The organism is Citricoccus sp. GCM10030269 (genome assembly GCF_042665635.1).
Classification (GTDB): Bacteria; Actinomycetota; Actinomycetes; order Actinomycetales; family Micrococcaceae; genus Citricoccus.
Map to the genome: position 1 here is coordinate 550351 of NZ_JBHTCV010000002.1, position 24541 is coordinate 574891.

Genomic DNA, 24541 nt, shown 5'->3' on the forward strand with positions numbered 1-24541 from the left:
AGTCGAGGAGGACCACCATGACAGCGATCACTGACCGTCGCGCCGCTCCGGACACCGAGCGGCTGCACGAGGTCGCGGCTCGGGTGACCGACCCGGAGATCCCGGTGTTGACCATTGCCGATCTCGGCATTCTCCGGGGCGTCTCCCTGGACGACGACGGCACCGTTGCCGTGACCATCACGCCCACCTACTCCGGTTGCCCGGCCATGGACGCCATCCAGGAGGATCTGGAACGGGAGTTCCGGGACGCCGGGTACTCCGCCGTCCGCGTGGACCTCGTCTTGTCACCGGCCTGGTCCACCGACCGCATCACGGACGAGGGCAAAGCCAAGCTCGAGGAATACGGCATCGCCCCGCCGACCGGCACCGGCCACCGGGGGACCGTCACCGTGGGCATGGCCGTCAAATGTCCGCACTGCCACTCGTTGAACACGAGAGAGCTGTCCCGCTTCGGTTCCACGTCCTGCAAGGCGTTGTACACGTGCCGGGACTGCCTGGAACCCTTCGACTACTTCAAGGTGCTCTCATGACCGTTGCCGAGACCGACGCCGCTCCCACGCGCCGCCGTGCTACCTTCCATTCGCTTCAGGTGGCGGGAGTGCGCCGGCTGACCGCCGATGCCATCGAGGTCACCTTCGCGGTGCCGGAAGAGTTGATCGACGAGTACGACTACCTCCCGGGTCAGTACGTCGCGCTGCGCAAGGAACTGCCCGGCGACGACGGGGAACTGCATGAGGTCCGCCGCAGCTATTCGATCTGCGCCGACCCGCGTCCGGGAGAGATCCGGGTCGCCATCAAACGGGACCTGGGCGGCCTCTTCTCCACGTGGGCCAACGAGCATCTGGCTGCCGGGGACACGATGGATGTCATGAGTCCCTCCGGCGCCTTCATCTCGAAGCACCAGATGACTCAGCTCAACCACCCGGAGTCGATCGACACCGACACGGAGCACACGTTCGTGGCCGTGGCGGCGGGTTCGGGCATCACCCCGTTGATGGCGATCGCCCGGACCGTGCTGGCCGCCAATGAGAAGGTCCAGTTCACGCTGATCTACTCCAACCGGGCCGCCATGGACGTCATGTTCCTCGAGGAACTGGCCGACCTGAAGGACCGCTATCCCGCTCGCTTCGCGCTGCATCACGTGCTCACCCGCGAGCAGCGGATCGCCCCGCTGCTGTCCGGACGCATCGACCGGGAGAAGCTCGCCACCCTGCTGAGCACGGTGATCCGGCCTGCCGAGGTGGACGAGTGGTTCCTGTGCGGGCCTTTCGAGCTGGTGCAGACGGTCCGTGATGAGCTGGCCGAACTCGGGGTGGACGACGAACGGGTCCGCTACGAACTGTTCACCACCGGGGACCCGCAGCAGGGCCGTCCGGACGGCAACCGCGGGCGTCCCGTCGTCGTCGACGAGGCCGGCGACAACGTCGAGATCTCCTTCACGCTCGACGGGCTCCAAGGCGAGGTCAAGTCTCCCAAGGGCCAGCGCGAGACGGTGCTCAACGCCGCCCTTCGGGTTCGGCAGGACGTGCCCTTCGCCTGCGCCGGCGGTGTGTGCGGCACGTGCCGGGCCAAGGTCGTCTCCGGGTCCGTGGAGATGGACGAGAACTTCGCCCTCGAACCCGATGAGATCGAGCAGGGCTACGTGCTCACCTGTCAGTCCCGGCCGACGTCGGACGCGCTCGTCGTCAATTACGACGCCTAGGAGGCACCCATGATCCAGCTGTCCATCACCGACGGTGTCGCCGAGGTGGTCCTCAACGCGCCGGAGAAGGTGAACGCGCTCGATGAAGACGCGCTCACCGAACTCAGCCAGGCTTACGACGACGCCGCTGCCGCCGCCTCGCGCGGCGAGGTGCGGGCCCTGCTGCTGCGCGGCGAGGGCCGCGGATTCTGCGCGGGCCGGGACATCTCCGGCGTCGTCCCGGCCGATGACGACGTCCTGGGGTACCTGGGCGAGCAGGTGACTCCGCTGCTGCGGACGATGAGCTCGTTCCCCGCGCCTACGTTCGCCGCGGTACAGGGCGCGTGCCTCGGTGTCGGGCTCGGGCTGGCCATCGCCACGGACGTGGTCTATGTGGCCGAGAACGCCAAGATCGGGTCACCGTTCGCCAATCTCGGGGCCACGCTCGACTCGGGTGGGCACTGGCTGTTCACGGAGCGGCTCGGAGCGCACCGGACCTTGGACCTGATCTACACCGCTGAACTGATCAGCGGCGCAGACGCCGTCGCCTCCGGCCTGTTCTCCCGGGCCATGCCGGCGGACACCTTGCTCGCAGACACTCGTGGCATCGTCGCGACGGTGGCCACCGGCGCCACCGAGGCGTTCCTGGCGTCCAAGGAGCTCGTCGCCCAGATCCGTGACCAGCGGGTGGGCCTGTGGGAGTCCCTGTCAGCGGAGAACCAGGCCCAAGCGGACCTGTGCGCCACCGACGACTACGCCGAGGGCTTCGCCGCCTTCCAACAGAAGCGCAAGCCCTTGTTCCACGGCCCTGGCGGCTCGGCGGCTGAGTGAACGGCTGATGGGCTGATCAGCGGGTGTCTAGGTCCTCGAAGATGACGAAGGTCTGGGTGTCCAGGACTCCCGGCAGCGGCTGGATGTGGTCGAAGACCACCCGGCGCAGATCCTGGTTGTCGCGCGCCCGGACGAGCAGGAGGACGTCGAAGTTCCCGCCGACGAGGCTGACGTGATAGATCTCCGGGATCGTGGAGAGCGCCTCGCGAACCTCGCGCCACCCGTGTTGGCGCAGCTTCAAGGTGACGTACGCCGAGGACCTCAGGCCGGCGAGCACGGGATCGATCACCGCGCTGTACCGGGTGATCACGCCGTCGTCCTGCAAGCGATTGATCCGGGCGTAGGCGTGTGCGCGGGAGATGTGCACCTTCTGTGCCAAGGCCGTCACGGATTGCCGCCCGTCCCTGGTGAGCTCGGCCAGGATGAGCTCATCCACCGCATCGATGCGGCCCGGCGTCGTGGCCATGTCGCCCCCAAGTCTCCTGCAGCAGGTTCGTTTCATCTCTCAATGTAGGCCTCTGAAGCCAAAGTATCTACAGTTGTGGCGAAAACGGGTACAGCCAGTAGACGTGGGTCAGTATTCGAGGTCAAATTGACCACGCGTGTGAGGTGAACAACAATCCGGAAGGTCACGATGAGCGACGACGCCTTGACCGGCATCACGGATGCCGCCCAGAACTTCGGCATCACGCCAGAGGACTACATGCTCCCGGCCCGGTCATTGATCCGGATGGTGGACCAGGACGGCAATCCGACCACCAGCGGCCCCGGACCGGAACCGGGTCACGACTATCCGGTCCCGGCCGATGAGGACCTGTTGTCGGCCTACCGCCGGTTGGTGATCGGCCGCCGCATCAACGACCAGAACTCAGCCCTGGTGCGCCAGGGCCGCATGGCGGTCTACCCCTCCAGCCACGGGCAGGAGGCGTGCCAGGTGGCCGTGGCCGAATGCCTGGAGGATGGCGACTGGCTGTTCCCGACGTACCGGGACACCGTGGCCGTGATCTCCCGTGGAGTTCCGCCCGTGGAGGCGATGACCGTCTTCCGCGGAGACTGGCACGGTGGCTACGACCCCACCGAACACCGGGTTGGCATTCAGTCCACCCCGCTGACCACTCAGCTGCTGCACGCCGTCGGGGCGGCTCACGCCGCGAGACTGCGCGGTGAGGACACCGTGGTGGTGGCACTGTGCGGCGACGGCGCCACGAGCGAGGGCGATTTCCACGAGGCGTTGAACTTCGCCGCCGTGTTCCAGCTGCCCGTGATCTTCTTCGTGCAGAACAACCAGTACGCCATCTCGGTGCCGCTCGCCCGCCAGACGGTCGCGCCGTCCCTGGCGCATAAGGCCGTCGGCTACGGCATGGCCGGTGAGCGCGTGGACGGCAACGATCTCGTGGCACTGCTCGCCGTGCTCGAGCGAGGCATGCGACTGGTCCGCGGCGGTGCGGGCCCGCTGCTGGTCGAGGCCCAGACCTACCGGATCCAGGCGCACACCAATGCCGACGACGCCACCCGGTACCGCGAAGACGCGGAAGTGCAGGAGTGGCTGGCCAAGGATCCCGTGAAGCGAATGCGTGCCTATCTGACGCATCAGGGCCTGCTGGACGACGAGCTGCAAGCCCGGACTGAGCAGGACGCTGAGCAGGTGGCGACAGAGTTGCGGGACGGGCTCAACCAGGACGTCACACCCGACCCCCAGCAGCTGTTCTCTCACGTCTACACCGTTCCCACGCCGCAATTGGCCGAACAGTCGGCGCAGTTGGCCGATGAGCTTGCCCGCGAGGAGGCATCATGAGCATCCGTGAGTCCGCAACGGACGCCCACAGCACTGGCACGACTGGTAGCACTGGCACCACCGAGACCGCCGACACGGAGATCGCCGTGGACGCGGCGAAGGAATCGTCCACGCGCGCCGGGGGAGCCGGCATTCCGCACGCTCGGCCCGACTCCCCGGCGGCACCGGTCACTGCTGGTCCGGTGACGATGGCCAAGGCGCTCAACGCGGCCCTGGCCGATGCGCTGGCAGCGGATTCCGGCGTCGCGGTGTTCGGGGAAGACGTGGGCACCCTGGGTGGCGTCTTCAGGATCACGGACGGACTGGCCGATCGCTTCGGGGCCGAGCGGTGTTTCGACACCCCGCTGGCGGAGTCCGGGATCGCCGGGATGGCCGTGGGCATGGCGATCAACGGCATGCGGCCGGTGGTCGAGATGCAGTTCGATGCCTTCGCCTATCCGGCCTTCGAGCAGATCGCCTCGCACGTGGCCAAGATGCGTAACCGCACGCGCGGCCGAGTGGCACTGCCGATCGTCATCCGCATCCCGTATGCCGGAGGGATCGGCGGCGTGGAGCACCACTGTGACTCGTCGGAGGCGTACTACGCACACACTCCCGGGTTGAAGGTCGTCACTCCCGCCACGGTGGCCGACGCGTATCTCCTGTTGCGTGCAGCCATCGACTCGGACGACCCGGTCGTCTTCATGGAACCCAAGAAGCTGTACTTCGCCAAGGACCAGGTGGACCTGGACGGCTTGAAGAAGCGCTACGAGTCCGGCACGGCTGAGATCTCTGAAACCTCTGGAACCGCTGAATCCTCTGACACGTCGGAGATGAGTGCCGGAGAAGCAGCGCGGTCCGCGCTGGAGTCCGGTGGGGCCGTCGTCGCCCGCGCCGGCACCGACGCGACGCTGATCGCCTACGGCCCCTCACTGCCCACGGCCCTGGCGGCTGCCGCGGCCGCCCAGGACGAGGGCCGTTCGCTCGAGGTGGTGGACGTGCGGACCATCGTGCCGTTCGACGACGCCACGGTGGCCGAATCCGTGCGGCGAACCGGCCGCGCCGTGGTGATCTCGGAAGAGACGGGCTTCGCCTCGGTGGCCAGCGAGATCGCCGTGCGTATTCAGCAGCGCTGCTTCCATTCGCTGGCCGCTCCCGTACTGCGCGTGACCGGCTTCGACATCCCCTATCCAGCCCCGAAGCTGGAGCACTACTTCCTGCCGTCGGTGGACCGCATCCTCGACGCCGTCGACGACCTGCAATGGGAGGACTGAGATGACCGTCCGCACGTTCTTGCTCCCCGATCTGGGGGAGGGCCTGACCGAAGCTGACATCGTCCGCTGGCTGGTGGACGCCGGAGACACCGTGATCGTGGACCAGCCGATCGTCGAGGTCGAGACGGCCAAGTCCCTCGTCGAGGTGCCCAGTCCGTTCGGTGGCACCGTGTCCACGCTCCATGCCGAGGCGGGCACCACCGTGGAGGTCGGGAAACCCCTGATCTCGGTGGACGACGGCTCGGTGGATAACGGTGCTGTGGACGACGGCGCGGCCGCCGATGGCTCCGGCCCTGAGGAAGCGGCCCTGTCCTACCGTGAGGAGGAGCGCGCCGGCGTGCAGCCGGAAGCCGCTGCGCAGGACAACGACGGCGGCGACGGCGGCTCCGGCAACGTCCTGATCGGCTACGGCACCCCCGGTGGCGCGAGCACCGGGCGGACCCGACGGCGGAAGAGTTCCGGTTCGGGGACGCCTGCGTCGCGTACACCCGTTGCATCCGAAGGCTCCGGCCGCTCCGCGCAGCAAGCACCGCGGGTGGTGAACCCCTTGGTGAGGAAACTCGCCCGCGACCGCGGCGTGGATCTGTCCACGGTGCAGGGTTCGGGCCCCGGCGGTTTGATCGTGCGTGCAGATGTCCTCGCCGCATCCGGAGACGGAACTGGAACCGCCACCGGCGTCGGGACAACTGTTGCGTCGGAGACCGCAGATTCCGCAGTTACCACGGATTCGTCTTCGGCAGCCTCAGGGGAACCGACCGGCGATCGGGACGCCCGGACGGGACTGGCGGTGGCCGGCGTCGAGAAGGTCACGGGGGTCCGTAAGGTGACGGCCGCGGCCATGGCGCGCTCGCGCCGGGAGATCCCGGAGGCGACGGTCTGGGTGGATGTGGACGTCACTCCGCTGATGGATCTGCGCGCCGCGATGAAGGCCCGGGGGGACCAGCAGGTTCCCGGATTGCTCGCCTTCGCCTCCCGATTCGCGCTCGCCGGTCTGTCCCGCTATCCGGAGTTAGCGATGCGCTTTGAGGAGGACGGCGAGGGCGGGCACCGGATCGTCTCCTTCGACGGCATCAACCTGGGGTTCGCGGTGCAGACCGACCGTGGCCTCGTGGTGCCGTCCGTCCGGGGAGCCCACCAGATGAGTGCGCGGACACTCGACACCGAGTTGCGCCGGCTCACCGAGCTGGCCCGGTCGGGCAAGGGCACCCCGCAGGATCTGTCCGGCGGGACGTTCACCATCAACAATTACGGCGTCTTCGGCACTGACGGCTCGGCGGCGATCATCAATCACCCCGAGGTGGCCATCCTCGGCCTGGGGCGCATCATCGACCGCCCGTGGGTGGTGGACGGCGAACTGGCCGTGCGCAAGATCATGCAGCTCTCCCTGGTCTTCGATCACCGCGTCTGTGACGGCGGAGTGGCCGGTGGCTTCCTGCGGTTCGTGGCAGACTGCTTCGAAAACCCGACGGGGTTGCTGGCAGAACTCTAGCGAGCCGAGGAGGTCCGTTGACCGCGACCATGACTGACGTCGTCGAACGACTCGACGAGGCCCTGCCGGGCAGGGTGGAGTCGAACCCCGATCGCCTGGCTGAGTACACCACTGACCGCTCTGGCCACCGCGGAGACGGGCTGCCGCTGGCGTGCGTCCGGGCCCGGAGTATTGAGGACGTCCAAACGGTCTGCCGCATCGCCACGGAGGCCGGGTGTCCCATCGTGACCCGCGGAGCCGGGTCCGGGCTGGCCGGCGGCGCCGTGGCCGGGGCCGGGGAGATCGTTCTGCTCCTGGACGAGATGAACCGCGTTCTGGAGGTCTCGGCGGAGAACCGGCTGGCCGTCGTCGAGCCCGGGATTCTCAATGGCAAGCTGAACTTGCTGCTGGCGGAGCGGGGCCTGTGGTGGCCGCCGGACCCGGCCAGCAAGGACTTCTCCACGGTGGGCGGCAATATCGCCATGAACGCCGGCGGACTGCTCTGTGCGAAGTACGGCGTCACGCGCGAGGCCGTGTTGGCGCTGAAGGTGGTTCTGGCGGATGGGACGCTGATGTCGCTGGGGCACCGTACTGTCAAGGGCGTCACCGGGTACGACCTGTGCGCCCTGATGATTGGTTCCGAGGGGACGCTCGGGATCATCGTGGAATGCACTGTGAAGCTGCAGGCGCTGCGGGCCGACGACGCGGTGACCATCGGCGCGTTCTTCGACACCGTGGACTCCGCCGCCACCGCAGTGTCCAACGTGGTCCGGCAGGGACTGGTCCCCTCCATGATGGAGCTGATGGACGGCCGGACGCTGGCGGCGATCGAGAGCCACAGCGGGCAGCGGCCGGAGGGGCCGGGGGACGCGTACCTCCTGGTTCAGTGCGATGGGGCCGATGCGGAGATCGTCGCCGGAGCCATCGCGGATATTGCCCGGAACGGCCGCGGCCTCGTGGAGATCACGCGCGATCCGGTGGAGTCAGCGCGACTGGTCGCGGTGCGGCGCAACGCCTTCCCCGCACTGGAATCCCTCGGCACGCTGCTGGTGGAGGACATCGCGGTGCCGCGGGATCGGTTGGCGGATGCCTTCGCCGCGATCCGGCGCATCGAACAGAAGTACGGCGTCACCATCCCGACGACGGCCCACGCCGGGGACGGGAATTTGCACCCGACGTTCGTGTACACCGAAGACGAGGTGCCCGCCCACATCTGGGAGGCGGCCGGCGAGGTGTTCTCGCTCGCGCTGGAGCTCGGCGGCACGCTCACCGGCGAGCACGGCGTGGGAGTGCTGAAGCGCGCCTGGCTTAAGGATGAACTCGGCGAGGAACAGTACGAGTTGTCGAAGCGACTCAAGCGGGTCTTCGACCCTCAGGGACTCCTCAATCCCGGCAAGGTGTTTCCGGCGGACTGAGTCGACGAACCGGACAATCTGTCAAAAAAGTGATGTGCCGTGCGATCGGACCCATCTTGGTTGGCGGTTTATACACAAAGTGACCCATCTTGACTATGATGGCGTGATGGTCGTCACCAAGTCTGCGGAGAGTGCCCACGCCTCATCGAGCGCCACCGCCCTGGATCCGGTGGTTCTGGGCCGCCGCCTGCGTCACCTGCGGAAGAAGGCTGGACTCACGCTGGAGCAGGCCGCCGAGGCTGTTGACGCCACCGGGTCCCATCTCTCGCTGATCGAGAACGGAAATCGCGAGCCCCGGCTCTCACTGTTGTCGAAGCTCGCCGGCCTGCACGGCACCACGGTGGAGGACTTGCTGGCCACGGAAGCACCGAGCCGTCGGGCGGCACTGGAGATCGCCGTCGAGAAAGCCCAGCGCAGCGAGCACTATGCCACCTTGGGACTGCCCAAGATCAAGATCTCCCCTCGCACTCCGACCGAGGTGCTCGAGGTCATCGCGGGGCTGGAGGCGGAACTGAACCGCCGCATGGACGAACAATCGGCGACTCCGGAGGAGGCCCGGCGGGCGAACGCGGAACTGCGCCAGGAGATGAAGGAGCGCAACAACTACTACCCGGAGTTGGAGCGCCAGGCGCAGGACCTGCTGGACGCCGTCGGGCATACCGGCGGTCCGCTCAGCCACCACGCGGCCGCGGACCTGGCCGACCATCTGGGCTTCACCGTCCGCTCGGTGTCCAATCTGCCGCATTCCACGCGATCGGTGACCGATCTGAAGAACCGACGCTTCTACCTCTCCCGCTCACGCAGCCCCGACCATGATCCGCGGTCGGTGCTGCTGCAGGCGATCGCGGCCTATGTTCTGGGGCATGGCGAGCCGGAGGACTACTCGGACTTCCTGCGCCAGCGCGTCTACACCAACTACTTCGCGGCGGCCCTGATGATGCCGCAGAAAGAGACCGTCAAGTTCCTGAAACACGCCAAGTCGTCTCGGGACCTGGCCATCGAAGACCTCCGCGACGCCTTCGGGGTGTCCTATGAGTCCGCTGCCCACCGCTTCACCAACCTCGCCACGGAGCACCTGGGCATCACCTGCCATTTCCAGAAGGTGCACGAGTCCGGGATCATCCACAAGGCGTACGAGAACGACGGCGTCTCGTTCCCTGCCGATCACACCGGCGCCATCGAAGGCCAGCCGGTGTGCCGGAACTGGACCTCACGAGAGGTGTTCGGCGTCGCGGACCGTTTCCGGGCCTTCAATCAGTACACGGACACCCCGGCCGGAACGTACTGGTGCACGGCCGTCGTCGAGGGCCATTCCTCCGGGTTCTACTCGCTGTCCATCGGAGTGCCCTTCGAGCACGCCCGCTGGTTCCGCGGGGCGGACACCACCTCGCGTTCGGTCTCCAAGTGCCCGGACCCCCACTGCTGCCGGCTGCCGTCCCCGGATCTGGAGGCCGAGTGGGGCGGCCACGCCTGGCCCGCGGCCCGTGCCAACGCGCACCTGCTGGCGGCCATGCCGTCGGGTGCGTTCCCCGGCGTGGACGAGGTGGAGGTCTTCGAGTTCCTGCGCTCGCAGGACGGATAGCCCGGGGCCTGCCGGTTAGTTGATGTCTTGAGTACCCCGGTCTTTGTCTTGAGCACCCCGGTCCTCGCCGCTGAAGCCAGGAGGGGCGGGCGCCTCGGCGCGACATTCTTGCTCTTCACGCTCTCGGATCCAGCCCGGTTTTAATCCCTCCGGCAACCAATACGAGGCCACGAGGGACACGATGAGGAAGACGCACGCGGCCGCGACGATGCTGGCTGGCAACGGATTCCCAGGGCTGTCTCTAAATGTCCCGGCGGTCTCTGGATTAACTTCGACCAGAACCATGGCAGCGGCACAGAGGAGGCTGCCGATCAGGATGGCAGGGCTCAGGACAAACCAGTATCGTCCGCCGATCAGCGGACGCACCCCTCGGATCCAGAGCACCGTGGTCCGGCCGGCATAGGCAGCCCACGAGAGCACCCCAAGGACCGTGGCGGTCAGGGCGAGGAGGGCGAGGGCGATCACGAAGTACGGTTCCATCAGCCGACCCATGCTATCCCGCAACCTGCGCGGCGCATACAGGCCATGGCGCCAAAGATGAGTTGTGGGATGGAGGGAGAAGCCTAGAGCATTCGGCCGCACGAGCCGGGCATTTGTGCGAAAATGGAGGACGGCCGAACTCACGGAAAGACTGCCGACTCGTGGACGGGTCCGGTGTGGTGGGCGGCCTTCGGACCGAAGGAAAGTGACGTATTCATGCAGTTGAGCCCCGGCAAGCTTGTTGTTCACCCCCACCACGGTCCAGCAGCGGTGACGAACCGCACGCAGCGCACCGTCAAGGGCGCGGAGGTGACCTACATCGAGCTCACCGTCCGCAGTAGCGGTCTGGTGGTGTCCATCCCGGAATCCCGGGTCGAAGAGGTCGGTATCCGCGAGGTGTACGACCGGGCTCATCTGCGCAAGCTGCTCGAGGTCGTGCAGGAGTCGAGTGGCGTCGAAGAGAAGCAGTGGTCACGTCGGATGAAAGCCAACCAGGAGAAGGTGGCTTCCGGCATGCTGGAGCAGATCGCCGAGGTGGTCCGTGACCTGGGCCGCCGTCGCGACACCAAGGGTCTGTCCATGGCCGAGAAGGACCTGTTCCGCAGCGCCCAGGTGCCGTTGGCCGCTGAGGTCGGCCTGGCACTCGGCATCACCGAGGATGAGGCGGTGGAGGTCATCGACGCCGTGGCCAACGGCGCATCCCTCGACGAGTTGGGCTTCGCCGAGGACGCCTCGGACTCTGAGCCCGCCATGGCCTGACGGAGGCTCTTAGGTCTCCGTGCCGCCCAGCCCGCCCAGATCGAAGAGGCGGACGACGACGGCGTGCTCAGACCCGGACAGTTCCCCGCCGTCCCGCAGGATCTCGGGGATGAAGACATCCGGTTCCGGGTGGCCCGTCACGTGCCGAAGGTAGGCCTCGTGGCGGTTGAGAGAGGCGACGGCCGCGTTCACGGAGGCCTGATCCACGACGACGGCATGGCTCGGTCTCTCATGACCGGCGACGAGCAGTGCGCTCGTGTGCCACGGCTGGAGCCCCTCCTCGGACAGCTCTTGGAAGACCCACGGGTTGTCGGCATCGCGGACGCCATCCACCACGGCCAGCCCCGCGGCACGGTGATCGGCCTGATTCAGACCGCCGTAGGCCTCGACATCGAAGTTCGCCGTGACGACGGCATCGGGCCGGACCTGGCGAACCACTCGGGCGATGTCTCGCCGCAAAGCCAGCCCATACTCGAGCATCCCATCAGGGTGGTTGAGGATGCGCAGATCGGAGACCCCGACCTCGGCACAGGCCTGGTGCTGTTCGTTCACGCGCAGCGGCCGGGTCACCTCAGGCGGCTCCGCCATGCCGGCCTCGCCGGCGGTGAGCAGTAGATAGGTGACCTCGATACCTCGGGCAGTCCACGTCGCGACGGCGGCCGATGTGCCGTATTCGAGGTCGTCGGGATGGGCGACGACGCACAGCACGCGGGACCATCCGCCGTCGGGAACGAGGGGCATGTTCGATGTTGCTTGAGCCATGGTTTCAGACCTTCCGGCCGGATCAGTGGTGCTCTTAGGGTGGCATAGCGACGCCTCACGCACGAGGCGGGTTGAGAAAACCATGACGGCAGGAGGCATCGTGAATGAGGCGGATAGGACGGAAGTCGGACGGCATGCAGACTCCCTGGCCGGGGATGACGGCTCGATGCCGCCACAGCAGCAGCAACCCCCGGGACTGACCGCCCCAATGGACCCCATGCCGGATCATGGCGAGTCCAGCTGGGTGGGGCGCGGACGGCTGGAAGGGCTGAAGGCGTTGATCACCGGGGGCGACTCGGGCATCGGTCGCGCCGTGGCTATCGCTTTCGCTCGCGAGGGCGCGGACGTGGCCATCAGCTATCTGCCGGACGAAGAGGAAGACGCCCAGGACACGGTCGGCTGGATCGAGAAGGCGGGCCGGAACGCGGTGGCTGTCCCCGGGGACCTGCGCGACGAGGACGAGTGCCAACGCATCGCCGACGAAGCCGTGTCCGGATTGGGCGGGCTGAACATCCTCGTCAACAATGCCGGGTACCACTGGGCCCGCGGGGAATCGGGCCTGGAGGGCCTGCGGACCCAGGACTTGGACCGGGCCGTGAAAACCAATCTGTACGGGACCCTGTGGCTGAGCCGGGCGTGCTTGCCTCACTTGTCCTCGGGGGACAGCATCATCATCACGACGTCGGTGCAGGCCTACCAGCCCTCCGAGACCATGATCGACTACGCCGCCACCAAGTCGGCGTTGAACAACGTCACCGTCAACTTGGCCGGCGAGCTGGGTTCCCGGGGCATCCGGGTGAACGCGGTGGCTCCGGGGCCGGTGTGGACGCCTCTGCAGCCGGCGACCAAGGAGCCGGAGGCGGTGTCCCATATGGGGCCCAGCACCCCGCTGGGCCGGATCGGTCAGCCGGCCGAACTTGCAGGGGCCTACGTCTTTCTGGCGAACCCGGCAGAGGCCAGCTATGTGTCGGGCTCGGTCCTAGGCGTCACGGGGGGCATGCCGGTGTTCTGATTCCCTCGGGAAGGCGCCCTGCTTGCTAGACTTCCCTGAGCCTGCGGGCGCCACTCCTCACCCCAGAACTGCAGGAATGCTATGACTGAACAGCGTACGGCCCGACGCATCTCCGTGCTGGGCATTATCGCGTTCGTCCTGCTCGCTGCACTGCTGTTGACCTTGGCCATCCTCAGTACAGTCAAGAGTGTGCGGACAGCCGAATCCTACGGGAACGTCGTCCGCATCGAAGACGGCCGGACCGTGGTGGTGAACATGGACGGCACTGAGGAGACGGTGACCTTGGCCGGCGTGGTGGCACCGCGTCTGCCTGCCGAAGGCCAAGAGGCCACCGCAGAGAACTGCCTGGCCGAGGAAGCTCAGGAGAATCTGGCCGGCATTCTGGAGCCCGGCGCCGTGGTTCAGCTCGAGTACCCGGATCAGTCGTCGGGTCCTGGCGGAACGAAGCTGGCGCTGATCCGGCACAGCGGCGAGGTGGTCAACATCGTTCAGACTGAGGCCGGCTTTGCCGTGCCGTCGCGCGACCAACCGTTGGAACAGTTGGGGACGGAACTTCAGGAAGCGCAGGACGCGGCCCGTGAAAACGAGACGGGACTGTATTCGCAATCGGTCCCCTGCACGTTGGCCGGACGCATTGAACCCGCGGTGACCGCCTTGCAGAATCTGCCCGGAGATCGCCCGTCGACGTCCGCCGAGGCCGACGATTTGATCGCTGAGGTGTCCGCTGCCGTGGAGCAGGGTGTGGCCGCGGACAAGGTCTTCAACACCATCGATCCGAACGGTAGTTCACTGACATCGCTGGCGTGGGGCGACCAGGCCCCCCGGTTGCAAGAGCGGCTGAACAGCTCGTTGTCGTCGGCTCAATCCGAGTTGAAGTCCTTGCAGTCCACCCGCAAAGTGCTGTTGACGCGCGAGCGAGAGGAAGCCGCCCGCCAACGGGAAGAGGCTCGTCAGGCTGAGCTGGAACGCCAGCGTCAAGAAGCCGCTCGCCAGGCCGAGCTGGAACGCCAGCGTCAGGAGGGGGCGCGGCAGGAGGCTCAGCGCCAAGCCGAGGAGCGGCAACGCCGGGCCGAGGAATCGGCGTCTCCATCGTCTTCACCGTCGTCGTCGAACCCGTCAACGTCCCCGTCGCCCTCGAAGTCTTCCTCATCTCCGTCGCCGAAGACGTCGAGCAGCTCACCGAAACCGGACCCGACGACTCCGAGCGAAGACGAATCGTCCTAGGGCTGCCATAGTGGCAGGCCGGCGACTCAGCCCAGGGAGAGTGTGACGAGGCCCAGCTGGGCTGCCCGGATGATGACCTGAACGCGGTCGCGCACTTCGAGTTTGTCCATGATCTTCGAGAGATTGGCTTTGACCGTGGACTCCGAGATGTGAAGTTCGTCGGCGATCTCGGGGTTGGACCGGCCGCGGGCCAGCAAGTGCAGGACGTCCAGTTCACGGGGTGTCAGGTCTGAGCCGTCCGGGTCGCCGGGGGAGAGCCGGGCGGTCCCGACGACGGGCCGGTCGTCTTCGATGGATGACAGCAGTTTGCGCGTCACCGCGGGGGAGAGGACCGACTCGCCCCGGTGCACGCTCCAGATGGCGCTGATGATCGTCTCCGGGTCGGCGTCCTTGAGTAGGTATCCGGCTGCGCCGGCGCGCAGCGCGGGCACCAGATACGGTTCCGAGGTGAAAGTCGTGATGGCCAGCACGCTGGTCTCAGGGAACTCCCTGGTGATGCGCTCAGTGGCCTCGACTCCGCCCATGACGGGCATCTGCATGTCCATCAGCACGACGTCCGGACGAGTGGCCCGGCATGATTCCACGGCTTCCTCGCCGTTGGCGGCAATGCCGACGCACTCCATGTCGGGGGAGTTTTCCACGAGAACCTTGAGCGCGCCGCTCATGAGGGGCTGGTCGTCAACGATGAGCACAGTGAGGTTCGGGTCCGCCATGCCGTCAGCGTAGTCGTTGGCCCTCGTCAGCGTGATCAGAGCGCGCTTCCTGGGAAAATCCTGGCAGTGACCTTTGAGGCTGGCCTACGTCGCGTCGGGCAGTGATAATGAATCCATGAAACGCACCCTCATGGCCTCTGCGGCCGCTGTGCTCGTCTCCTCCGCCCTCCTCGTTTCTCCGGCTGCTGCCGCAGGAACCTCTACCTCCGGTTCTGCGCTTTCCCCCGCACTTCAGTCCTCGTCCGTCACCAAGGGATCCACTGGTGGCATGTCCACCATGGGTGCCGGACAGGGGTCCCAAGTCATCTGGTGCAACTGGTGGGGGTTTTTCTGCTGAACTTGATTCATGAGTGACACCACGCCGGCTGGTCCTCAGGGACCAGCCGGTTTCTGGTCTGCGCGGCCCCTGGGGCGCATTCTGCTGGCTGTAGTCACCGCCTTTATGACCGTCTCCCTCGTCTCGGATCTGGTGGCCGGGACGGCGATCAATCAATCATTCGATTCGGCGAACACCTTGGTGAGTCTTCTGATCACCCTGGCGTTCTATGTGCTTTGGGTCCGTTCGACCTTCGCCTTCGTTGCACTGATTCCGAGCTTGATCGCCAGTCACCTTCTCGATTCGTTCAGCTGGAGCACCTTTGCGTTGCCCGTGATGCTGGGAGTGGTCGCGGCGACGGCCAATCGTCTCTTCAGCTACGTGGCTCTCGGTATCGCGGTTCTCTGGACATGCCTGATCCGATGGACGTCGCCGGACAATGCGGCGGCCATCTGGATTGCGCTGATTTTCATTGGCCTGGCGTGGGGTACCGGCAACTTTGTGTGGATCATGCTGGACCGCCGGCAACAGGATCAAGTGAGAGTGGCTGAGGCCACGCGCCGGGCCGCACTGGCTGCCCAGGAAGAGCGCCGGTCCCTGGCCAGGGATCTGCATGACATCGTGGCCCACAATCTGACCATCATCTCGATGCAGGCGCGTGCCGCAAAGTACGCCGGAACAGACGCCTCTGCTCGGGAGGCCGTGGATGTCATCGGCGATTCCGCGGGAGAGGCTTTGGTCGACTTGCGCCGCATGCTGTCATTGCTCCAGGCCGAGGGGCTGGTGGCAGGGGACCAAGAGGCCGCCCAGCGTGAGCTGGGAGAGGGAGCCTCGGCTCTGGATCTCGAACATGGAGCCGTCAAATTCGGTCGCATGCTGGAAAGTCTCGGTGTGCTGACCACAGTGGAAACGGACGGTTTGGGCGACGGGGTCCCCCAGAGTGTGGAGACGGCGCTCTATCGAGTCCTTCAGGAAGCCGTCACCAATGTGGCCAAGCATGCCGAAGAGGGCGGTGAATGCCGGATCTGCATCCGCGCCCATGGCGGTCAACTGGAACTGGCCGTCGAGAACACCGTGGCGTCACCAGGATCGCCCGGCCGTATCAGGTGGAACTCGTCGGGCAGCGGGCTCATCGGCATGCGAGACCGAGTGGATGCTTTCGGGGGCACCCTGTCGTCGGGCAATGAGGGCGGCTGGTGGAAGGTCCACGCCCAAGTTCCCCTGCATGGAGCCCACGCCTGAATGTGACTTGCATCACATTGTCGACCAAAAGAATAGCCAAAGGTCCAATAGCGGCTCCGAAGGCGCGCCGGTTAACCTGAAAGGGCCCCATGAGACGGTGCACACGGATCGGACGGTGGAATCAGCCCGGGGGGATACGGGCCCACCAATCCAATATCCGCTGAGAGGCGGTGGCTTAGCCACCGCCTCTCAGGTGTTTAACGAGGCTAAGGTGACAAGAATGAACGCCCCGTCTGGCGTGCTCGCTGGGCAGACAGCACGCACGCGCACTTCTTGGATCCCCATCGTCGCCGCCGGCGTTGCCGCAGCAATGCACGTCTGGAAACTGCCGGAGGCCTTGTCCTACATCCAGCAGGACCTCGGCATGACCCTCATCGAATCGGGCGTACTGCTGGGAATCGTCCAAGTGGGGTCCATGCTCCTCGGCCTGGGCATCTCCCTGTTCTCCGAGGTTCTGGGTCTGCGCCGTACCCTGCTCATTGGCCTGAGCCTGTTGGCGACGGGATCGCTCGCCGGGGCGTTCGCGGACACCACGGCCTTCCTCATGGCCACCAGAGCGGTGGAGGGGGTGGGGTTCCTCATGGCGACCGTCGTCGCCCCGCCGCTGATCCGGCTCATCACTCACCCGGCCAAGACCAACATCGCCATGGGATGGTGGGGCTCCTTCCAGGGGTTGGCGACCTTCGTCGCCGTCCTGGCCTCGACATTTCTGTTGACCGGTGTCAGCTGGCACGTGTGGTGGATCGTCATGGCCGTGGTCACGGCTGCCACCATCCCCCTGATCCTGTTCTTCGTGCCGCCACCGCCGGCGGGCCGCGATGCGAACGTGAGGCTCGCCGTGGGACGGGTGGGGGCCACACTGCGAACCTTGACCCCGTGGATCGGCGGACTGGTCTTCGCCTGCTACACCCTGCAATGGGGTTCGGTGATCAGCTTCCTGCCAACCATCTTCGATGACGCCGGGGTCGGCGGTCTCTGGCCGGGCATCGCCACCGCCGTGGTCGGCGGGGTGAACGGCGTGGGCAACATCCTGACCGGCAGGCTGCATCAGCGGGGGATCCCGATGCGCAGGTTGGTCATGATCGGACTGGCCACCATGGGCATCACCTCGGTGATCACCTTCGCTCCGGATTGGTCGACCGTTCCGGGCGGGCTGGCTGTCCAGATCGTGGCCGTGGCGGTGTTCTCCGGAGGCGGTGCCCTGATTCCCGCCACGCTGAACAGAATCGCGGTGGACATCGCGCCGCCCAACGGCTCGGGGGCGGCCGTGATGGGATTGATGGTCCAGATCTACAACGGGGCGAACTTCGTGGGCCCGATCCTCTTGGCCACCATCGCCACCGCCGTCGGCAGCTGGCACTACTCCTGGGTCATGACCCTCGCTGCCACAGTGATCGGATTACTCCTGGCCTGGCGGTTCCTCTCGAACCGTCGGCTGGGTATCGACTTTCAGCACCGCGGCTGATCAGTCACAACCGTCCGGTCCGCAGGCGGGCGCCTCTGAGGCGGGCTGAACCATATTCAGGGGCCGGGAGTCAGCCCATGCCTGCTCGAGTGCTTGGGCGAAGACCTCGGTCGGCTGCGCACCGGAAACACCATAGGTGCGGCCCAGCACGAAGAAGGGCACACCGGACACACCGAGCGCTCGGGCCTCGGCCAGGTCTTGCTTGACGGCGGCTTCCCAACTGGCCTCCGTGAGGGCCTGGCGGACGTGGTCCTCCGTGAGTCCTGCGGCGAGGCCCAACTCGACCAGGACGCCGTCGTCGCCGATGTTCTTGCCGTCCTCGAAGTGTGCGCGGAACAGCTGCTCCTCGAGCTCATGAGTTGAGGCCAGGGAAAGGGCCTTCGCGCGTTGGATGACTCGATGGGCCTTCCACGAGTTGGCGACCACGAGGGCATCGAAATCGTAGGTCAGACCGACTGATGCGGCCTGTTCGGAGACGTGGCCGAGCATGCCGGCCACCTGTTCCCGCGAGAAGCCCTTCGACTCCACGAGATAGTCGATCTCGCTGCGGTCATCATGCTCGGGCAGTGTCGGGTCGAGCTGGTAACTCTTCCACTCGACCTCCACCTGCTCTCGGTGCTCGAAGGCGGAGAGGGCCTGTTCGAATCGACGCTTGCCGATGAAACACCACGGGCAGGCGATGTCAGAGAAAATCTCAATCTTCACGTCAGAGCCAACCCCGGCGCGGCCCCGAGTATTCCGATACTGAGCATTCCCAGTATTCGCGGTACTCCGAATACTCCGGCGGAGCCTCAGGCGTCCCGCAGGCCGCCCTGCCACAAGGCGTCGAAGGGAGTGTTCCCCGCCACGCGCTGCTTGATGCCGGCCGTGACGAAGTCCTTGGCCCGCCGGGCGGCGTCGAGCGGGGTGGCACCCTTGGCGAGCTCGGCGGTGACGGCGGCGGCCAGTGAGCAGCCCGCGCCCGAGACTCCGTGATCGCCGACCTTCGGCACCGAGAGGACCTCCAGCGTCTCGCCGTCGTAGAAGACGTCCACGGCGTCCGGGCCGTCCAGCTTCATGCCGCCCTTGGCCAGGACCACGGCACCGGAGATCTCATGAATACGCTGCGCGGCCTGCTGGAGATCCTCGACGGTCTCGATCGTCAGCCCCGAGAGCTGTTCGGCCTCGAAGTGATTCGGCGTGGTGAAGGTCGCCAGGGGCAGCAGTTCAGCGGAGAGCGCCCGGTCGGTGTCCAGGGCATGGCCGGGCTCTTGCCCCTTGCAGATCAGTACCGGATCGAGCACCACGTGGTCCCAGTCCTGATTCTTCAGGGCGGTGGCCACCGTGGAGATGGTGTCCGGGGACCCCATCATGCCCAGCTTGGTGGTCTTCAGCGTCCCAGCGTAGTCGGCCTGGATGGCTTCCAACTGAGCGGCGATCACCTCTGGCTGCACGGGGACGAAGCGGTGGTTCCAGTCGTCCTTCGGGTCGAAGGAGACGATGCACGTCAACGCGACCATGCCGAAGGTGCCCAGTTCCTGGAACGTCTTCAGGTCGGCCTGGGCTCCGGCGCCGCCAGTCGCTTCCGAACCGGCGATCGTCAGGGCGAGGGCGGGGTTGTGCACGTCGTACGAAGCAGAAGAAGGCATGCCCACCATGTTAGGCCTGTGGGGACTCCGCTGACATCCGCGCAGGTGACGCCGTCGGTTGCGGACGGACCACGGCCACCAACGGCCGCGCGACGCTGCGTCCCAAGGCCATGAGAATGGCGGCGGGGAACCCGATCACCGGGATCAGCATCGGAACCAGCCCGCCGGCTCCCGTGAACAGCACGGCGACTCCGTACAGCATGCCCACCAGGGCATAGCCGAACACATGGACCCACTGGTTGGTCTGATACCGGAAGAACCAGTTCACCAGCAGGCACAGCGGCAGACCGATGACCAGTCCGGCCAGCCCGACGACGGCCAGCAGAGGTGACAGCGAGCCGTACACCTGGAGGGCGGGAACCAGATTGAGTACCACCACGATGGCGGCCATCACGAGATTCGGCGCCAGCCAGGCCACCAGGAAGCCGTAGAGGGACATGCTCAGTCGAGGTCGAGAACCAGCGGCGCGCGCCGATCGTGTGCGTCGGCTCGGCGCGACCGGAATGGGGGTGGTCATGGCTGCTCCAATGGTGACGGCGGGCTGAAGGCCCGTGCCAGTCTACCGATCAGGCGAACGCCGTGCCGTCCATCAGCTTGCGGGCGGTGCGGACGCTGCCGGTGACCAGCACCGTGACGTCCTCCGCGGTCACGGAGCTACTCGCGGGACTAGCAGGCCGGCGCTCGTCGGCGATCTCGACCTCCACCTTCAGGTCGGTATGGCCGGTGGGGTGCTCCACACGGACGTCCTGCACTGCGTGGTCGCCCTCCAGCCCGGCGACGACGGTGCCGGGAACGGCCCAGGCCACGGCCACGGAGGCTCCCGCGAAGACACCGATCGCCTCGTGTACGCGCTTTGGAATGAAGCACCGCGTGTTGAACGTTCCACCCTGACGTGCCGGAGCAACCAAGCAGACCTTCGGCACCGTGGCCGCCGCGACGTCCCCCAGCCCCATAGCGGCGCCGGCTTCCAGTCGCACGGCCTCCACGGTGGCGCACAGCCGCTCGTCGGCCTCCAGCTCGGACGGTTCCTCCGTGCCGTCCACGCCGAGTTCAGCCGCATCGATCACGACGACGGGCATCCCGTTGTCCACGCAGGTGACCGGAACGCCGGCAAAGGTGTCACTCAGGTTCCCCGTGGGGAACAGGGCGCCGCAGCTGGAGCCGGCCGTGCCCTGGTAGTCCAGGACGACCGGGGCCGCCGTGCCGGGGACACCGGCGATCTCCGTGTCGCCGACGTACGAGACGCGACCGGCCGGCGTCGTGACCGTGGCCAGGGCGTCCGATCCGGTGTTGAGCATGTGGATGGGAACCTCGGTGGTGCCGTCCTGTGCTGGGACCAATCCCCGCTCGATCGCGAAGGGTCCGACGCCCACGAGGATGTTGCCGCAGTTCTGCTGGTCAGAGACGACCGCCTCGTCCACGGCGACCTGCAGGAAGAGGTAGTCGACACCGCCGTCGGGACGGGTGGAGACGATGGCGACCTTGCTGGTCAGCGGGTGGGCGCCGCCCAGGCCGTCGATCTGCCGTGCGTCCGGCGAACCCATGAGGCGCAACAACAGGGCATCGCGTTCGGCCCGATCGGCGGGCAGATCATCGGCGAGGAAGTACAGGCCCTTGGAGGTCCCGCCGCGCATGATCATGCAGGGAACTCCGTGGGTGGAGTACTCGGCAGTCGAGATGTTCGTGGCGTTCATCGGAGCAGCTCTTTCCTTCGGTGGAAGTGACTCGGGGTGTCCGTGACAAAATTGTTTACAATCGGAACCATCATGACTGACGAGCGGGGGAGATGACCAGTGGCAACTGCAGCGCGCGGCAGTACCGCCGTGAACGCGTCTGAGGTCGCGGGGAAGATCCGCCGGGCCATCTTCGCTGGCGAGCTCGTCCCCAATCAACGTCTGGTCGAGGCGGACCTGGCCGAGATGTACGGGGCCAGCCGTGGTCATGTGCGCACCGCCCTGTCGGAGCTGACCGTCGAGGGTCTGGTGGAGCGGATCCAGAACCGCGGGGCGCGCGTTCGTTCCGTCCCGCTGGAGGAGGCCCTGGAGATCATTGAGGTTCGTGCCGCTCTGGAGGCGCTCTGTGCCTCGCGGGCAGCGACGCGGATCACCGATGGTCAGATCCAGGATCTGCGCGAGATCGGTCGGCGGATGGAGCGGGCCGTGGAGGCGGGGGATCAGGGTGCGTATGCCCAGGGCAATACCGATCTGCACTCCACGGTGATTCGGCTCTCGGGACAGCAGACGGCCGCTGCCACCATCGACCGGCTGAGAGCCCAGGCCGTCCGGTTTCAGTACCGACTGTTCGCCAAGCCGGGGCGGGCGCTGCAGTCACTCCCGGAGCATCTGGAAATCATCGAAGCGGTCTGTTCGCGCGATCCCGAGCGGGCTTCGCAGGCCATGGAGGTCCACCTGCTCTCCGTGGGCGCGGCCATTCAGGAGTCGGTGGAGGAGGCAGGTCAGGAGGCAGGCCGGGAAGCAGGTCAGGAGTCCTCCCGGGAGCCGGTGCCCTCACGGTCCTGAGTGCGGGAGACCCGTCTGCTCTTGCGGCGCTACGGCGTCGAGGAGTTGATGTCCTGGACGTTGTTGCGCAGGGTGCGGAGAGCGGTGGAGAGGGACTCTCGCTGGTCATCGTCCAGGCCGGCCAGCAGGCGTTCCTGGAGTGCTGCCACACTGTCGTGGAGATGTGTCACCGCTTCCCGGCCTTCCCTCGTGGCATGCAGGAGCAAGCGCCGCGCATTTCCCGGATCCGGCGCGCGGCTGATCAGCCCCTGATCGATCAAGGGGCCGATGGTTCCGGCCATCGACTGCGGCCGGACGAAGGAGCGTCTGGCCAACTCTGACGAGGTCACCCCCGGCCGGGACAACAGGACGGTCAGGGCCGTGTACTGAGCCGCCGTGAATCCCTGCTCTCCGACGGTTGTCTCGAACACCGGGCGCACGCCGGTGTCCAGCAGCTTGATCATGTAGATGAACCAGCCGTCAGCGTCACCGCTGAGGCCGTCATGGCCGTCGTGACCGTGGGCGGATCCGGTCGCGTGGGCGGACATGGCGGCTCCTTGGTCGGTGGCTCTTGACGATTGTTTCAGGCTACCTGAGACTGAGGAGGTTCCCGATCATCATGATCATCAACTGCTGGAGACAAGGGCCCCTTCATGCACGAAAACTACGCCGTGCTCTGGAACGAGATCGCGCGCCGCGCTCCGGAGCGACTGGCCGTGCGATCCCCCTCGCAGGACTACACCTACGGGGAACTGGACACGACGGCTCAGCGCGTGGCTGATCGGTTGTCGGATCACGGCGTCGGGTCGGGGACCAGGGTCGCGTTCTTCCTGCACAATACGGTCGAGTACCTGGTGGCCTTCTACGCCTGCTTGAAGCTGGAGGCGATCCCGGTCTCGGTGAACTACCGCTATCTCGGTTCCGAGCTCGCTGAGCTGATGAGGGTCTCCGATCCGGTGGCGCTGATCTACGGAAGCGCCTATCGAGGGCCGGTCGACGATGCGATGGACCGCCTCGTCGACGGAGGCGGCCGTCCCCGAGTGCTGTTCGAGGTTGGTGACCCCGAGGAGGGCGCCCGCCCCGGGGATGACGGCGACGCCCGACACGCTGGTGTGCACGAGACGCACTTCGCTGACCTTGCCCGGCCCGACCTGGCCCGGCCCGCCCTTGCCTGGCCCGACGGCGACCGGTCACCTCAGGCACCATCGGCTCCGGATCGCTCTGGGCCTGAACGCCCTGCTCCTGAACGTCCCGATCCGGAGGCGGAGCTGTACATCTTCACCGGCGGAACCACGGGCACCCCCAAGGCCGTGGTCTGGGGCATCGGCGATCTGCTGCACATCCAGCAGTCCTCCATCTACGGGCCGATCGGGGTGCCCTTCCCGAAAGAGGTGGAGGGCGCCGTGCGCATCGCCGTGGACGAGAACCGGCCGCCGGTGAGGACCCTGCCACTGGCGCCATTTATCCACGCCACGGCCCTGTTCAGCGCCATGAACACCCTGGCCTTGGGCGGCACGGTCCTGATCAATCCCAACCCGAGCCTCGTGCCGGGCGACGTGGCACGGCTGATCGTGCGCGAAGAGGTGACCCGCCTGATCGTCGCGGGGGACGCTGTCGCCATTCCCCTCCTCGATGCCCTGGAGGCCGAACTCGCCGGTGCTGAGTCGAGTCTGTCCTCCGTGATCAGCTCCGGCATGCGATTCAGTGATGACACCAAGCGACGCCTCCACGCCCTGGGTCAGGTGACCATCGTGGATATCCTGGCCTCGACCGAGGGTGGTCCCTATGCCATGGCCACCACGACGCGGGCCGAGGAGCTGCCGGCGCGGTTCCGGCTGACCGAGGACGCCGTGGTGCTGGATGCTGACCAGCGGGAGGTGCAGGACGTTCCCGGATCCACGGGTGTGCTCGCCTACCGCGGAGCCCTGCCCAAGGGGTACCTCAACGATCCGGAGAAGTCCGCCGAGGCGTATCCGGTGATCAACGGGGTCCGGCACTGTTCCCCGGGGGACTACGTGCGGGTGGAGGAGGGCGGCTACATCGACCTGCTCGGCCGGGGAAGTTCCGTGGTCAACACCGGCGGGGAGAAGGTTTTTCCCGGTGAAGTCGAAGAGGCGCTGCTGTCGCACCCGGCGGTGGCCGACGTCGTGGTGTTCGGCGTACCGGACCCTCGGTGGGGCGAGGCGGTGGCCGCTGTCGTTGAGGTGGAGCCCGGCGCGGAGGTGACTGAACGCGACCTCCTCGACCACGTTGCGGGACGGTTGGCCGGCTTCAAGAAGCCGCGGACGCTGGTGCTGCGGCACAGCCTCGATCGCGGTCCGACCGGGAAGCTGAACATGGCCCAACTTAAATCGTCTCTTGGAGCACGGGCCTCATAGCCGTTGCAAACAACTATTGGCAGGGTGTTGCCCGAATCA

Annotated in this window: 25 protein-coding genes; 16 read left to right on the forward strand and 9 right to left on the reverse strand. The window is 66.5% G+C overall.

The features are described from left to right. Positions 1 to 17: 17 nt before the first annotated feature. Genes paaD through ACFQQD_RS05625 form a run of 3 tightly spaced genes read left to right on the forward strand, consistent with a single transcriptional unit; the run spans position 18 to position 2512 of the window. Complete coding sequence (gene paaD, locus ACFQQD_RS05615; protein ID WP_378087089.1) at positions 18 to 530, forward strand: 1,2-phenylacetyl-CoA epoxidase subunit PaaD; 513 nt, start codon at positions 18 to 20, stop codon at positions 528 to 530. Then, positions 527 to 1702: a 1,2-phenylacetyl-CoA epoxidase subunit PaaE gene (gene paaE / locus ACFQQD_RS05620; RefSeq protein ID WP_378087091.1), complete on the forward strand. Its 1176-nt coding sequence runs from the start codon at positions 527 to 529 to the stop codon at positions 1700 to 1702. Before paaD ends, paaE begins: the two co-directional genes overlap by 4 nt. Positions 1703 to 1711: 9 nt before the next feature. Beyond that, positions 1712 to 2512: an enoyl-CoA hydratase/isomerase family protein gene (locus ACFQQD_RS05625; protein ID WP_378087093.1), complete on the forward strand. Its 801-nt coding sequence runs from the start codon at positions 1712 to 1714 to the stop codon at positions 2510 to 2512. Between the two features lie 16 nt (positions 2513 to 2528). Here the strand turns inward: ACFQQD_RS05625 and ACFQQD_RS05630 are convergent, their stop codons facing one another. Further along, positions 2529 to 2978 (reverse strand): Lrp/AsnC family transcriptional regulator, encoded by a 450-nt coding sequence (locus ACFQQD_RS05630; protein ID WP_378087095.1) that lies wholly within the window; start codon positions 2976 to 2978, stop codon positions 2529 to 2531. Between the two features lie 168 nt (positions 2979 to 3146). Here ACFQQD_RS05630 and ACFQQD_RS05635 point away from each other — a divergent pair, with 168 nt between their 5' ends. From ACFQQD_RS05635 to ACFQQD_RS05655, 5 genes are all read left to right on the forward strand, one after another. After that, on the forward strand, positions 3147 to 4307 hold the full coding sequence (locus ACFQQD_RS05635) for a thiamine pyrophosphate-dependent dehydrogenase E1 component subunit alpha (protein ID WP_378087097.1): 1161 nt from the start codon (positions 3147 to 3149) through the stop codon (positions 4305 to 4307). Positions 4308 to 4495: 188 nt separating this feature from the next. Beyond that, complete coding sequence (locus tag ACFQQD_RS05640; protein ID WP_378087538.1) at positions 4496 to 5560, forward strand: alpha-ketoacid dehydrogenase subunit beta; 1065 nt, start codon at positions 4496 to 4498, stop codon at positions 5558 to 5560. 1 nt (position 5561) lies between these two features. Beyond that, positions 5562 to 7049, forward strand: coding sequence for a dihydrolipoamide acetyltransferase family protein (locus ACFQQD_RS05645; protein ID WP_378087099.1), 1488 nt, complete (start codon positions 5562 to 5564; stop codon positions 7047 to 7049). Positions 7050 to 7078: 29 nt separating this feature from the next. After that, the gene (locus ACFQQD_RS05650; protein ID WP_378087101.1) at positions 7079 to 8443 is read left to right on the forward strand and encodes an FAD-binding oxidoreductase; all 1365 of its coding nucleotides are present in this window, start codon (positions 7079 to 7081) and stop codon (positions 8441 to 8443) included. 106 nt (positions 8444 to 8549) lie between these two features. Next, a complete protein-coding gene (locus tag ACFQQD_RS05655) occupies positions 8550 to 10025 on the forward strand; it encodes a helix-turn-helix domain-containing protein (protein WP_378087103.1) in 1476 nt (491 codons plus the stop codon). A gap of 15 nt (positions 10026 to 10040) precedes the next feature. Here the strand turns inward: ACFQQD_RS05655 and ACFQQD_RS05660 are convergent, their stop codons facing one another. Continuing rightward, positions 10041 to 10505, reverse strand: coding sequence for a hypothetical protein (locus ACFQQD_RS05660; protein WP_378087105.1), 465 nt, complete (start codon positions 10503 to 10505; stop codon positions 10041 to 10043). Positions 10506 to 10721: 216 nt separating this feature from the next. Here ACFQQD_RS05660 and ACFQQD_RS05665 point away from each other — a divergent pair, with 216 nt between their 5' ends. Then, positions 10722 to 11264: a CarD family transcriptional regulator gene (locus ACFQQD_RS05665; protein WP_378087107.1), complete on the forward strand. Its 543-nt coding sequence runs from the start codon at positions 10722 to 10724 to the stop codon at positions 11262 to 11264. 9 nt (positions 11265 to 11273) lie between these two features. On the opposite strand, the gene ACFQQD_RS05670 is transcribed toward ACFQQD_RS05665, so the two are convergent. After that, a complete protein-coding gene (locus ACFQQD_RS05670; protein WP_378087109.1) occupies positions 11274 to 12026 on the reverse strand; it encodes a PIG-L deacetylase family protein in 753 nt (250 codons plus the stop codon). Positions 12027 to 12108: 82 nt separating this feature from the next. Between ACFQQD_RS05670 and ACFQQD_RS05675 the strand changes: the two genes are divergently transcribed. Both ACFQQD_RS05675 and ACFQQD_RS05680 read left to right on the forward strand, forming a co-directional pair. Continuing rightward, positions 12109 to 13038, forward strand: a complete 930-nt coding sequence (locus ACFQQD_RS05675) for an SDR family oxidoreductase (protein ID WP_378087111.1) — start codon at positions 12109 to 12111, stop codon at positions 13036 to 13038. A gap of 81 nt (positions 13039 to 13119) precedes the next feature. Beyond that, a complete protein-coding gene (locus ACFQQD_RS05680; protein ID WP_378087113.1) occupies positions 13120 to 14262 on the forward strand; it encodes a hypothetical protein in 1143 nt (380 codons plus the stop codon). 26 nt (positions 14263 to 14288) lie between these two features. Here ACFQQD_RS05680 and ACFQQD_RS05685 read toward each other — a convergent pair whose 3' ends face one another. Beyond that, complete coding sequence (locus tag ACFQQD_RS05685) at positions 14289 to 14975, reverse strand: response regulator (protein WP_378087115.1); 687 nt, start codon at positions 14973 to 14975, stop codon at positions 14289 to 14291. Positions 14976 to 15090: 115 nt separating this feature from the next. Here ACFQQD_RS05685 and ACFQQD_RS05690 point away from each other — a divergent pair, with 115 nt between their 5' ends. From ACFQQD_RS05690 to ACFQQD_RS05700, 3 genes are all read left to right on the forward strand, one after another. Then, a complete protein-coding gene (locus ACFQQD_RS05690) occupies positions 15091 to 15312 on the forward strand; it encodes a hypothetical protein (protein ID WP_378087118.1) in 222 nt (73 codons plus the stop codon). A gap of 9 nt (positions 15313 to 15321) precedes the next feature. After that, positions 15322 to 16533, forward strand: a complete 1212-nt coding sequence (locus ACFQQD_RS05695) for a histidine kinase (protein ID WP_378087120.1) — start codon at positions 15322 to 15324, stop codon at positions 16531 to 16533. A 220-nt stretch (positions 16534 to 16753) separates the two neighbouring features. Further along, entirely contained in the window at positions 16754 to 17998 is a 1245-nt protein-coding gene (locus ACFQQD_RS05700) for a CynX/NimT family MFS transporter (RefSeq protein ID WP_378087122.1), read from the forward strand. Here ACFQQD_RS05700 and ACFQQD_RS05705 read toward each other — a convergent pair whose 3' ends face one another. The 4 genes from ACFQQD_RS05705 to ACFQQD_RS05720 form a co-directional block, all read right to left on the reverse strand. Continuing rightward, a complete protein-coding gene (locus ACFQQD_RS05705; RefSeq protein ID WP_378087124.1) occupies positions 17999 to 18703 on the reverse strand; it encodes a DsbA family protein in 705 nt (234 codons plus the stop codon). An 86-nt stretch (positions 18704 to 18789) separates the two neighbouring features. Then, a complete protein-coding gene (gene thiD / locus ACFQQD_RS05710; protein ID WP_378087127.1) occupies positions 18790 to 19635 on the reverse strand; it encodes a bifunctional hydroxymethylpyrimidine kinase/phosphomethylpyrimidine kinase in 846 nt (281 codons plus the stop codon). Between the two features lies 1 nt (position 19636). Then, positions 19637 to 20143, reverse strand: a complete 507-nt coding sequence (locus ACFQQD_RS05715; protein ID WP_378087129.1) for a hypothetical protein — start codon at positions 20141 to 20143, stop codon at positions 19637 to 19639. A 49-nt stretch (positions 20144 to 20192) separates the two neighbouring features. Further along, positions 20193 to 21320 carry a 4-oxalomesaconate tautomerase gene (locus tag ACFQQD_RS05720; RefSeq protein WP_378087132.1) on the reverse strand — a complete coding sequence of 376 codons (1128 nt, stop codon included), beginning with the start codon at positions 21318 to 21320 and terminating at the stop codon, positions 20193 to 20195. Positions 21321 to 21419: 99 nt separating this feature from the next. On the opposite strand from ACFQQD_RS05720, the gene ACFQQD_RS05725 reads away from it, so the two are divergent. Next, positions 21420 to 22145, forward strand: coding sequence for a GntR family transcriptional regulator (locus ACFQQD_RS05725; protein ID WP_378087134.1), 726 nt, complete (start codon positions 21420 to 21422; stop codon positions 22143 to 22145). Between the two features lie 29 nt (positions 22146 to 22174). Here the strand turns inward: ACFQQD_RS05725 and ACFQQD_RS05730 are convergent, their stop codons facing one another. Then, the gene (locus tag ACFQQD_RS05730; protein WP_378087136.1) at positions 22175 to 22672 is read right to left on the reverse strand and encodes a MarR family winged helix-turn-helix transcriptional regulator; all 498 of its coding nucleotides are present in this window, start codon (positions 22670 to 22672) and stop codon (positions 22175 to 22177) included. Between the two features lie 105 nt (positions 22673 to 22777). On the opposite strand from ACFQQD_RS05730, the gene ACFQQD_RS05735 reads away from it, so the two are divergent. Beyond that, positions 22778 to 24502: an AMP-binding protein gene (locus ACFQQD_RS05735; protein WP_378087138.1), complete on the forward strand. Its 1725-nt coding sequence runs from the start codon at positions 22778 to 22780 to the stop codon at positions 24500 to 24502. Positions 24503 to 24541 lie beyond the last annotated feature (39 nt).